14 protein-coding genes are annotated in these 11,074 nt (G+C 49.5%); 8 read left to right on the top strand and 6 right to left on the bottom strand.

Annotation, left to right across the window (positions count from 1 at the left end; translation table 11 throughout):
- Positions 1-71: 71 nt before the first annotated feature.
- Entirely contained in the window at positions 72-1,286 is a 1,215-nt protein-coding gene (locus JZI27_RS17050) for an MFS transporter (RefSeq protein ID WP_280208407.1), read from the top strand.
- 160 nt (positions 1,287-1,446) lie between these two features.
- A complete protein-coding gene (locus JZI27_RS17045) occupies positions 1,447-2,640 on the top strand; it encodes an MFS transporter (protein ID WP_280208405.1) in 1,194 nt (397 codons plus the stop codon).
- Here JZI27_RS17045 and JZI27_RS17040 read toward each other — a convergent pair.
- A complete protein-coding gene (locus tag JZI27_RS17040) occupies positions 2,554-3,333 on the bottom strand; it encodes an SDR family NAD(P)-dependent oxidoreductase (RefSeq protein ID WP_251244728.1) in 780 nt (259 codons plus the stop codon). The two genes, JZI27_RS17045 and JZI27_RS17040, sit on opposite strands and share 87 nt — an antisense overlap.
- A gap of 151 nt (positions 3,334-3,484) precedes the next feature.
- Here JZI27_RS17040 and JZI27_RS17035 point away from each other — a divergent pair, with 151 nt between their 5' ends.
- The gene (locus JZI27_RS17035) at positions 3,485-3,718 is read left to right on the top strand and encodes a DUF1540 domain-containing protein (protein WP_280208402.1); all 234 of its coding nucleotides are present in this window, start codon (positions 3,485-3,487) and stop codon (positions 3,716-3,718) included.
- Between the two features lie 65 nt (positions 3,719-3,783).
- Here the strand turns inward: JZI27_RS17035 and JZI27_RS17030 are convergent, their stop codons facing one another.
- Positions 3,784-4,383 (bottom strand): 5' nucleotidase, NT5C type, encoded by a 600-nt coding sequence (locus JZI27_RS17030; RefSeq protein ID WP_122910634.1) that lies wholly within the window; start codon positions 4,381-4,383, stop codon positions 3,784-3,786.
- A 96-nt stretch (positions 4,384-4,479) separates the two neighbouring features.
- Here JZI27_RS17030 and JZI27_RS17025 point away from each other — a divergent pair, with 96 nt between their 5' ends.
- The gene (locus JZI27_RS17025; protein ID WP_122910635.1) at positions 4,480-5,058 is read left to right on the top strand and encodes a DUF4190 domain-containing protein; all 579 of its coding nucleotides are present in this window, start codon (positions 4,480-4,482) and stop codon (positions 5,056-5,058) included.
- A 53-nt stretch (positions 5,059-5,111) separates the two neighbouring features.
- Here JZI27_RS17025 and JZI27_RS17020 read toward each other — a convergent pair whose 3' ends face one another.
- The gene (locus JZI27_RS17020; protein WP_280208400.1) at positions 5,112-5,642 is read right to left on the bottom strand and encodes a DUF84 family protein; all 531 of its coding nucleotides are present in this window, start codon (positions 5,640-5,642) and stop codon (positions 5,112-5,114) included.
- Positions 5,643-5,778: 136 nt separating this feature from the next.
- Here JZI27_RS17020 and dapF point away from each other — a divergent pair, with 136 nt between their 5' ends.
- A complete protein-coding gene (gene dapF, locus JZI27_RS17015) occupies positions 5,779-6,642 on the top strand; it encodes a diaminopimelate epimerase (RefSeq protein ID WP_122910637.1) in 864 nt (287 codons plus the stop codon).
- Positions 6,643-6,737: 95 nt separating this feature from the next.
- On the opposite strand, the gene JZI27_RS17010 is transcribed toward dapF, so the two are convergent.
- Positions 6,738-6,887, bottom strand: a complete 150-nt coding sequence (locus JZI27_RS17010) for a hypothetical protein (RefSeq protein WP_183185206.1) — start codon at positions 6,885-6,887, stop codon at positions 6,738-6,740.
- A 273-nt stretch (positions 6,888-7,160) separates the two neighbouring features.
- Between JZI27_RS17010 and JZI27_RS17005 the strand changes: the two genes are divergently transcribed.
- The 3 genes from JZI27_RS17005 to JZI27_RS16995 are packed head-to-tail and all read left to right on the top strand — an operon-like array spanning position 7,161 to position 10,346.
- Complete coding sequence (locus tag JZI27_RS17005) at positions 7,161-8,327, top strand: cysteine desulfurase family protein (protein ID WP_280208398.1); 1,167 nt, start codon at positions 7,161-7,163, stop codon at positions 8,325-8,327.
- A gap of 10 nt (positions 8,328-8,337) precedes the next feature.
- Positions 8,338-9,537 (top strand): tRNA uracil 4-sulfurtransferase ThiI, encoded by a 1,200-nt coding sequence (gene thiI / locus JZI27_RS17000; RefSeq protein WP_251244730.1) that lies wholly within the window; start codon positions 8,338-8,340, stop codon positions 9,535-9,537.
- A gap of 32 nt (positions 9,538-9,569) precedes the next feature.
- Complete coding sequence (locus JZI27_RS16995; RefSeq protein ID WP_251244731.1) at positions 9,570-10,346, top strand: fumarylacetoacetate hydrolase family protein; 777 nt, start codon at positions 9,570-9,572, stop codon at positions 10,344-10,346.
- A gap of 67 nt (positions 10,347-10,413) precedes the next feature.
- Here the strand turns inward: JZI27_RS16995 and JZI27_RS16990 are convergent, their stop codons facing one another.
- A complete protein-coding gene (locus JZI27_RS16990) occupies positions 10,414-10,695 on the bottom strand; it encodes a hypothetical protein (protein WP_122910642.1) in 282 nt (93 codons plus the stop codon).
- Between the two features lie 162 nt (positions 10,696-10,857).
- On the bottom strand, positions 10,858-11,074 hold a 217-nt coding region (locus JZI27_RS16985), incomplete at its 5' end, for a hypothetical protein (protein ID WP_280208395.1).

Raw genomic sequence — 11,074 nt, 5'->3', positions numbered from 1 at the left:
TTTCCATGTAGATTTTTTCACGACAAGTGTTACAATACGGAAAAATGCGGTGAGAGGTTGGTTGTTCTTCTATGCATCTGTTAAAGCATCCCGTCTTTCTCCGTCTATATCTCGCACACATCGTTCATATCATTGGAAACGAGTTTACGTTTATCGCAGTGGTCGGACTTCTTCATGACCTGAGCGGCTCCGGACTTTCTTTTGCGGCGGGTACTGTTTTTCGGCAGGTGCCCTACGTCCTGACCAGCATTGTTTCCGGGCCATTGCTGGAAAACTGGAACAAAAAACGCGTCATGCTAGTGGTTAATCTGTTGAGGGGGATTCTTGTCAGCCTCTTTTTCTTCATCACTTCGGCTTCTTATTTGTGGGTGGCCTTTTTGCTCTTGATTTTGGTCAACATCTGCAGTGCATTTTTCCAGCCAGCGATGCAAGTGGCTATCGTCAATTCGGTGGAAGAAAAGGATCGATTATCGGTAAATTCCTTACTGCAAGGTACGACCTCCTTCCTGATTATTGTTTGCCAGGGGATCGCAGCTGTACTCGTCTTTCTCTTTTCTTACCGGTACAATTTTTTGTTGGATGCAGCGTGCTATTTTATATCGTTACTCATTTTGCTTCGTTTGCCGTCAATGCTAAACGAATCGCTTCAACGAGCATCCACCAGCTTCCTGGTTCGTTTAAAAGAAGGATTCCAATACATCGGCCAGCAGGGAGAAATCACGAGAGTCATTCTGTATCAGATGGCAGAGCGGATTTGTGCGGCGTATTACATCATGCTGATGTTTTACATCTTGCAGGAGAGAGGACAAGGGCTGTACGTCTTCGGCTTGCTGGATATTCCACTCGGACTGGGCGGCGTTTTGGCTGGAATCATTGCAGCCAAGCTGGCGGACCGTTATCCGGATAGCAAGCTTTCTATCGTCCAGGGCTGGGCTCTGGTAGCGATGGGGATCTGTATTTATGGCGTTTTCCATATCCAACCACTGCTCGGGATAGCTGTCGTCATCCTGTTTTGTGCATTCGCGTCGTTTATCTCCTCAATCCTCTCAGTTACGAAGCTTCAACGATTGACCGACCCAGATTTTTTGGCACGTGTTTTCTCGATTCGCGAGATGGCGACGATGGGCAGCTTCTCCGTAAGCTGTCTGATTCTAGGCTTCGGTGCCGAAAAAGCGGGGAGTGCTGTCACCTCGGGATGGTTGGCGGTATTTGGGATCGTAGCGGGAGCAGTCTGGCTTTGGAGTCACAGTCGTTTGCAAAAGAGAAAAGAGACACAGGTATCCTGATCGTCAAAACCCCTTTCTACGGTGATGCAGAAAGGGGTTTTTTATGGAGAGGGCTTCTAAAGAAGATTGTGCAAAAGCTATTAATATATATAATAGTTGAATAAGTATGATAATGATTCTATAATGATGGAGACAGCTGGTAACCCAATCCTCTGTAGCGATGGGCGGGATCATCATGGCGTATATGCTGCCAGCTGTGTTCGCCGGTTTGGTTGCGGGTGTTTTGCTAGATCGCTATGATCGCAGAAAGCTGATTGTCGTCGATAACATCGGACGTAGTCTGATTTTTCTAGGGCTTGTACTTCTGCTTGCCATGGAAGAGATTCCGTTGTACTTCGTCTACATACTCGTTGTCTTAGCGGGTATGTTATCTCCACTTAGTTCAGCGGGTGCCCAGACCTTGCTGCCCAGATTGGTGCCCAAAAAGGAACTGCTGGTTAAAGCGAATGGTGTGATGGAGAGTCAATGGCAGATAGTCTACATGCTTGGCCCGGCTGTCGCTGGTGTCCTGATCGGCTGGATCGGACCAGCTAATGTCCTGATTCTGGACGCAATCGGCCTCCTCATTTGCGCTTTTTGCTTCTCTCGTCTGCCCAGGCAGCTTGTTGGCAGACAGGAGCAATCTGAGACAGGCGAGACGAAGGCGGGTCAAGTGGGGCCCTTTTTACGCTCCCTCTGGACGGATATGCGCACGGGGTATCGCTATTTGTTTGGACGCAAGCAGATGCTGATGCTGGTCATCTTCACGTTCTTGTTCAATATGGGATACGGCCCTGTCGAGGTAGCGCTGCCCTTGTATGCCAATCAGAATTTGGAGGCAGGAGCTGTCGGGCTCGGCATGCTCTGGTCTGCTTTGGCTGTTGGTGCGCTGCTCGGCTCCCTGCTGTTTACCTCAATTCGCTGGAAGGTTTCAACTGGGGTGACGCTAGGCGGAATCATTGTGATCTGGGGCTTGGCGACATTGCCGTTAGCTTTTTTTACTCGGCTGGAGATCGCTATGCTTGCGATGGGGATAGCGGGCATGAGCTTTTCACCCTACAACATCATCTACCGCAGTTACCTGCAAAGGGAAGTGCCTGACGAGCTGTTGGGTCGGGTCATGACCAGTATTCGCACGATCACGGGTACGGGAATGCCGGCAGGAGCGGCCGTCTGTGGTGTGCTGATCCCATTAATGGGAGTCCAAGGACTTCTTGGTGCAGGAGCGGCCGCCTGTGTCGTGATTGGAATTGTTGCTCTTGGGTTGTTGCGGGGGTTGGATCGCGCATCACTTGCGATTGATCAGGGGAGCAGCGATGCGCTTCATCCAGTTGGGCAGAAGGGCATAGAGCTTGGAGAGGAGCGAAAGCCGTAGGGGCATCGCTACCTCAGGCTGTCTTTTATCTACGGCTTGCAGGATGCGCTCTGCTGTTTGCTCGGGTGTCAGCAGGTAGCGACTGATCTTGCTGCGATAAACACCCGTGTGATCAGCTCTATCCAAAAAAGGAGTATCAATGGGCCCTGGCATGGCACAGGTGACGTGTACGCCTGTGTCAGCGAGTTCATGGCGGAGGCCTTCACTAAAGCGAATGACAGCTGCTTTGCTTGCGGCATAAACGGCAGCTTTCGCAGTGGCCACCTGTCCGGCCAGCGATGCGACGTTGACGATATGCCCGGATCTGGTTTGCAGCATCATGGGTAAGAAGGCACGTGTCAGATACATCACCCCCGCGATATTCGTATGGAGAGTTTCTTCCAATTCCTCCAGACGCATGTCGGTTAGCGGGGTGAAGACAGCAGTGCCTGCGTTATTGTATAAAACCTCGCATCGCCCAAAGCGTACCTGCACCCATGCAGCAAAATGGCGTACGGCATCATTGCTGCTTACGTCCAAGGGGTGGACATGCAACCGCTCGTGGGACGAAAATTGCTGAGTCAATGCATCTAAGGCTTCTGGACGGCGGCCGGTGGCAATGACCAGATCGCCTTTTTCCAGATGAAGACGGGTGAGGGCACGCCCCAATCCTCCGGTGGCTCCTGTAATCACGACAATTCGGGGAGAAGTCATAGGTGGTAGGGTCTCCTTTTTTTGGTCGATGGGAATAGTTAAACACGTCATCGCTTCGTTCGTCTATGCAGTTGGCTTTCATGCCGGCACGGGTTTGGCAAGTATAAGCTCGCACATTGAGGTGAAGGATAGCCCCTAGGGGGTGAATCGTATGCCGCAAGTAAACTGTAGCGTGGCCAACTGTGAATACTGGGCACAGGGAAACAAGTGCAGCGCCGACGAGATTTTGGTTGAGATCAACGCACATGCACAACAAAACCTCAGAGTAGAATTTGCTGGTGAGTATGGTCAAGGCAGCAGCACTGATACTAACCACCAGGATACAGCCAAACATTCCTCCGAAACCTGTTGCCTGACGTTCAAGCCGAAGTCTCAGGAGAAGTAGTAAGAAAAGACGTATCCGCCTATTTGGGTGAGATACGTCTTTTACTGTGAAAAACGTCCATGTATCTACCCTCTTAGGCTGTAGGACGCTTTGGGAAACAGGCTTTGCATCATGCTATTCACTTCTTCCCAGGTATGGACCCGATGAATTCGCTCGGGCAGGGTTCCCTGGTTATAGGGCGTATCAAACAGAAACACGGGGATCTCCAATGCATCTGACAATTGCAGGGCATTTTCCAGACGATCCTCCAGAAAAAGGTCTACATCCCACTTGCGTGCTGAAGAAAGCTTGTCGTGGGAACCGATCAAATCCACTTCATGGTAGGGGATTTCGTACCTGGAAAACCAGTTCAATGTCACATCGAGATGCCGGTATTCCCGTGCACTGATGTAAACAAGCTTGTGCTTCTGATGCCAAAGCCTTAATATCTGATCTGCTGTCCCGTGTACAGGTGCCTCGTCGTAAAGCCGCTCGCCGTACTGATCGAGCCAGATGGCAAACTCTTCATCCGTAATATTGTAAACATTGGCCAAGTTGTACTCGAAACAGTCTTCATATCGTAAATTTCTGCCAAAGCTTTCATTCATGAGAGGTACAATACTGCTTGGTGAGGTTACTGTACCGTCAATATCAATGCCAATCGTTAGGACTTTCTCTGATTTCATCCTCTCGCCTCCCGTTTAAATTGTACACCCTCAGCAGAGAATAAGGCTACTTCCTTCACCAACAAATCCTTTTCCATTAAAGGGGCTGAGCATGCCATGACGGACCAGGAAGAACGTATGACTGCGAAGCGTAAGGAAGATACCGGTTTTTCTGAGACGGTGGATCTGCACGATACGGAGATTGCTGCCGATACGTGGACTCGCGCCGCATTGTCGGATGATACTTCTGCTCCCAAGCGGAAAATCGAGTACGATCCGTATACACAGACAGAACGCTACACAGGTGAACTGGATGGTGAAGAAGTAGCGTATTCCGAGCAGACGGAAGAGGAGAGTCGGCCTACGAAGCACTTTACCGCTCGTGGGGTACACGACGCCGACGTCGAGACGGCGGCCGAAATCGCTGAACCGATTCGTGGACGGACGCGCCAGTCGGATGATGAAGACATCGATGGCAGCCCACAAAGTGGAGCCAGCGGTGTCGGCGTTACGGGACTGGTGCTGTCTATCCTCTCACTCTTCATGTGGCCGTACCTGCTGGGAATCGTGGGAATCGTGCTTGGTATTATTGCGTATCGCCGCGATGCGAGAACGTTGGGTGGATGGGCAATAGCCATTGGCGTTATCGGGATCTTGGGTGCCTTGGTCATTTACCCGTACTTTACGACGCGATAATCATTAGCCACGTTTCCGGGAAAAGCCTCTCCACTTAGCTGGAGGGGTTTTTTTCATTGATAGAAAGCAGAAACAAAAGGCGTAATCGCAGCCGTCACGGCTTGCTCGAATACATCAGCACGCTTGATCCGCCCGTCTGTCAACAAGGCATAAGCGCCTCCCTGCTGATTGCTGCCGGTCGTATTCCCCCACTCATCGATTACGGTACGCAGTTCAATTCCTTCGCGCACGATACGTTCTGCAGCCTGTCTGGGAATCGGAAAGCTGAGACCTTTTCCGACATACAGCGACTCGCCATTCCAGGCAGCACATATGGAGATTAAATACCACTGCTGTGTAAAGCGATCATCGTACATCAGTCCGCCTTCCAGACCGAGCCCGATGTCGTTGCCAGGCATTTGAGCGAGTACCGCTTTCGCACGATTGATCGCTCCTTGTACAGTCTCTTCCTCGGAAAGAGGCTGATCGGATACTCCTGAAGGAACGGATAGACAGGCAGGCTCTGTACCGGTAGCTTGTACGACAGCTAATTTTTTGGCCGCGTTGGTCGTTCCCAAGGCATAGCGGAACTGGGAAATATCCATATCAACTTGCTCCTTTATTTGCTTGTTAGGGAGTAGTATACCATTACATCGAATTTCCCACGAAGGTTGACCAATGTGTTAAGATAATTCTTACAAACATAAGCGACCTAAACAGGGAAAAAAGAGGAGTAGAGGAATGAAGTTTACGAAAATGCATGGATTGGGCAACGACTATGTATACGTCAACTGTTTTGAGGAAGATTTATGCAGTGTAGATCTTCCCGAACTGGCACGGCGGGTAAGCGATCGTCATTTCGGGATTGGCGGCGATGGGCTTATTTTGATTCTTCCCTCGGAGCGGGCGGATTTTCGCATGCGCGTGTTCAACAATGACGGCAGTGAAGCGAAAAACTGCGGTAACGGCCTGCGCTGCGTAAGCAAATATGTCTACGACCACGGATTGACCTCCAAACAGACATTTACCGTAGAAACACTGGGCGGGATCGTGACACCGATCGTGTATCCTGGCGAAGATGGAAAAGTGGAGCAGATCAGCATTGACATGGGCGAGCCACGTTTTGAGCGTTCTGCGATTCCGATGACGGGCATTCCGGAAGAACAGGCTGTGGAGGAAGTCATTGAGGTCGAAGATGTGACGTTCACGATGACAGCGGTTTCGATGGGGAATCCACATGCAGTCATTTTCATGGATGAAGTAAATGAAGAGGAAGTCCGTCTCTATGGTCCGAAAATTGAGTTTCACGAATGGTTTCCCGAGAGGACGAACGTCGAGTTTATTCAAATCGAAAATCGCCAGGAAATCCATTTTCGGGTTTGGGAACGCGGGACAGGTGTAACCCTTGCGTGTGGAACAGGTGCATGTGCTGCAGTAGTGGCAGCCTGTCTAAGCGGAAAGACGGATCGAAAAGTGACCGTCCATCTTGCTGGTGGAGATCTGTTTATTGAGTGGCGGGAGTCCGACAATCGCGTCATCATGACAGGACCAGCGACGGAAGTGTTTTCCGGTGTCTATCTGGACGCGATGCCTCGAAAATCTTGACATGTACAAGCATACAGAGAAACAAAAACAGCGTGATGCCAGCTCCTGAATTTGAGCTGAGTTTCACGCTGTTGATATTTGTGTACGCTTAAACATTACCCGTTGTACATTTCGTTAAGATAGGCAACTTCTGATCGATGGTATAAGGGCGTATTTTTTTTGTTCATCTTGGCTAGTTCGGCTTGCAGTTTTTTTATCTCTGCTTCCATTTTGGTGATTTTTTCTTGCATGGCTTGAGTTGTCATGGTTGTTCTCTCCTAAGTTGTTTTTATCTAAATTTATTGACTATTCTAAAGAAAGCGATCAATGAAGTAAAGAGCCTATTTATGGATGTAAGCGGTTACTTCGTGAAAGAAATGTGAACAACCGCTCAATCGATGGATAAAATTGGCTATTGGTGCGGAGAAAGGTGGGGAAAATAAGTATACAGACTGCTTTTTCGCTATATGTGATCGGGGAAAAGTCGTGTTATGATGAAGCGAAGACTAGGGCACATGCCCTCAGGAAGGTGTGGACTAGTGATTTATTTGGACAACAGTGCGACTACCCGTCCTCATCCGCAAGTCATTGAGACGATGAGCCGGGCGATGGCAAGCTATTATGGCAATCCCTCTTCCCTGCACCGCAAAGGCTTGGAAGCAGAAAGCGTGCTCAAGCAGGCCAGAGAAGTTGCCGCCAAGTATCTTGGATGCAAGCCAGGAGAAGTCATTTTTACTTCAGGCGGCACGGAGAGCAACAATGCGGCAATAAAAGGCGTTGCCTTCCAATATCAAGGTAGAGGAAAACATATCATTACTACGCAGGTGGAACATCCGGCTGTTTTTGATGTTTGCAAGCAGCTCGAATCGATGGGCTTCACAGTGACCTATGTGCCTGTCGATCATGAAGGTCGGGTCAGACTGGAGGATGTTCAGCAGGCGATGCGTCCTGATACGATTTTGGTATCGGTGATGCATGTGAACAACGAGCTGGGCACGATTCAACCAGTTGCGGAGATCGGCAAGTGGCTGAAGCAGTTTCCAAAGGTTCTTTTCCATGTCGATGCCGTTCAAGGAATTGGAAAAGTACCGTTGAAGCTCAAGGATTCTGGGATTGATCTGCTGAGTGTGTCCGCCCACAAATTTTATGGCCCGCGAGGCGTAGGCATTCTCTTTAAAAGAGAAGGATTGATCATCCAGCCTCTTCTGATGGGTGGCGGCCAGGAAGCTGGGGTTCGTTCCGGGACTGAGAATCTGCCGGCAATCGCAGGATTGGCCAAGGCCATCCGCATCCTGGAGGAAATGGGCTCGGTAGAAACGGTACGATTGCAGCGTTTGCTGGAGCAGCTGCGAGAAGGGATTTCCCAAATTGAAGGCTGTAAGGTGAACACGCCAAAGTCAGGCGTAGCGCCACACATCATGAATCTGTCGGTGCCTGGCGTGAAGGCAGAGGTCTTGCTGCATGCGTTAGAGGAGCGGGGATTTTACGTTTCCACGAAATCTGCATGCTCGTCGAAGGCAAATGAGCCGAGTCGAGTACTGATGGCGATCGGCATTGAAGCAGAGTGTGCGCTGTCGTCGCTGCGGATTAGTCTGGGCCGTGAAAATACGGCAGACGAGGTTAACCAGTTTGTTGCAGCCTTGCGAGAGTGTGTGAAAAGCCTGCGTGCTTACATGAAGACGGAAACAAAAAGCGTAACTAGATAAGGAGACAAGCATGAACTACGATGTCATTTTAATTCGTTATGGTGAATTGGCTTTGAAAGGACGCAACCGTGATCAGTTCGAGGAAGCACTCGCACGAAGCGTGAAAAGTGTGCTGCGTTCCTTTTTTAAAGTAAAGGTAAGACGGAATTACGGAAGAATGTATGTAGAATTGCACGGTGAAGACGCCTACGAGGTAATGGACCGACTCAAGCGCGTATTCGGAATCTCCTCGTTCAGCCCTACCATTCAGGTAGATGCGGACATCGAATCCATCAAGGAAAGAGCACTGGAGTTGATCCGTCAGCTGGACCCGGAACCGCGGACGTTTCGCGTAGTGACACGTCGTGCAGACAAGCGCTATCCGATTCCTTCGATGGAAGTAAATCGTATCGTGGGAACGCATATTCTGCGGGCATTGCCCAAAATCAAGGTAGACGTGCATGAGCCTGAAACAATTGTCAACATCGAGATTCGCACAGAAGGAACGTACATCAGCTGCGAAACCATTGCTGGTCCAGGAGGGCTGCCTGTAGGGGTGAGCGGTAAGGTACTGCTCCTGCTTTCCGGTGGGATCGACAGTCCGGTTGCGGGCTGGATGATGCTGAAGCGCGGAGTTACGCTCGAGGCGATTCATTTTCACAGCTATCCGTTTACAAGTGAACGCGCGTTGCAAAAAGTACGCGATCTCGCCCACAAATTAACCAAGTGGGGCGGTACGGTAAAGCTTCATGTGGTGCCTTTTACCGAGATTCAGACTCAAATTCGGGAAAAGTGTCCAGAGGATTATCTGATTACGATCATGCGCCGCTTTATGATGCGCGTGTCTGAGCGAGTAGCTGCAAATACGGGAGCGAAGGCTTTGGCTTCAGGGGAAAGCTTGGGACAAGTAGCCTCACAAACGCTGGAGAGCATGGATACGATCAATAAAGTAATCTCGATCCCGATGCTGCGTCCGCTGGTTGCGATGGATAAAATCGAAATCACGGACATTTCAAGAAAAATTGATACCTATGAGCTGTCCATCCTGCCTTACGAGGACTGCTGCACGGTGTTTACGCCTAAAAATCCGGTGACGAGACCCAAAGCCTATTTGGCAGCGCGTTTTGAGGAGGCACTGGATGTAGAAGCTCTTGTAAACGCAGCGGTGGAAGGAACGGTCATTGAAGAAATTACATCGAAACCGAGTGAAGCAGTGAACGATTTATTCTAAAGATAGAAGGGGTACCGGGGGAGGATTAGGGCATGATTATTCGATATGAGCGCAATGGCAAGATCAAGCATGGCTGGATGGTCGAAGAAGAGAACAAGGTTCGTGTCATCGAAGGCGATATTTACAAGATCCATTCAGCTAAACCGATTATGACAGGTCTGGAGCTGCCGCTTGAGGAAGTGACACTGAAAGCGCCGACTGCCCCCAGTAAAGTGGTCTGTATCGGGGTCAATTACCGGGATCACGCTGAAGAGATGGGACTTGAGCTGCCGGCCGAACCATTGATGTTCCTGAAGCCATCGACTACGGTTGTAGGACCAGGAGAGCCTATTGTTTATCCGAGGCTGACGGAAAATCTTCATTTTGAAGGTGAACTGGCTGTCATCATCAAGAAGGAGGCCAAGCAGGTCAAGGCAAAGGATGCTGACGATTACATCCTCGGCTTCACTTGCGCGATCGATGTGACGGCTAGGGATCTGCAGATGAAGGATGGGCAATGGACACGTGGGAAAAGCTTTGATACGTTCTGCCCGCTCGGCCCTGCAATTGCTGCCAAGTTAGACTATCAAAATCTGCGGATCGTGACACGCGTAAATGGAGAGGTGCGCCAGGATTCCAACACGAATCAAATGGTCTTTACGGTCCCACAATTAGTGGAAGCTGTATCGGCTGTAATGACGCTTCTGCCTGGCGATGTGATTTTGACCGGTACTCCTCCCGGTGTCGGACCACTGCAGGTTGGAGATGAAATCTCCGTATTCATCGAAGGAATCGGTACGTTGTCTACGCGAGTTCAAACAGAAGAATAATCTAATATGACATGTCAAAGTGTCAAAGTAGAAAAGCCCCTGTTATAGGGGCTTTTTACTGTCTTTTCTATTCTATTTCATCTGGCTCATCATGTGTCGGATGTGCACCTGGGTACTGACGAGGCAAATCTTCGTGCATTTGTCTCGTCTCGTAAGTAAAGCGGGTGGTGGTGGAATGCTGTCCTGGTTCCCAGCCTGTTGCTTTCCCTAATTTCGCTTCGTTCGTTGCCGAGCCATAGGGTCCTTCCGGGAATTCTTCCTGGAGGATTTCATTTCTTTGTGATTCTACTGTAGAAAGTTCATTGTATTGCCCGTTTTCATATTCCTCATAGGTTGGTTTTGGAGTCACAGGTACACCGCCTTTTGCTGAGATATGGAGAAGCCGTTCTGGATAGTTTGAAGTAAAGCATGAAATGGTATGCGTATGCGTGTTGACTTCCATTAAACGTTCATGTATATTTAACTTCTGCACTTTGCAGATAGTTTCATTGAAAAAAACGAGCAAAAAAAGTTAAAACAATCTTGACTTCTGCCTTGTCGATTGATATATTAGTTGTTGTCGCCGCTGAGTTGTCAGGCGCGGTTTAAAAAACACTTGCAATCGACTGGTGAATGGTGTTAAGATAAAAAGGTCGCCCACGAGCGATTGTGAATAAAAAATGCTCTTTGAAAACTGAACAGCGAAAGCGTTGATGAGTCTATCATGAAATGATTTGCCAGCTTTGAAC

Source organism: Brevibacillus sp. AY1, from assembly GCF_029870785.1.
Classification (GTDB): domain Bacteria; phylum Bacillota; class Bacilli; order Brevibacillales; family Brevibacillaceae; genus Brevibacillus; species Brevibacillus invocatus.
The sequence above is the reverse complement of the archived record's forward strand: the minus strand, read 5'-3'. Positions and strand labels throughout refer to the sequence as shown.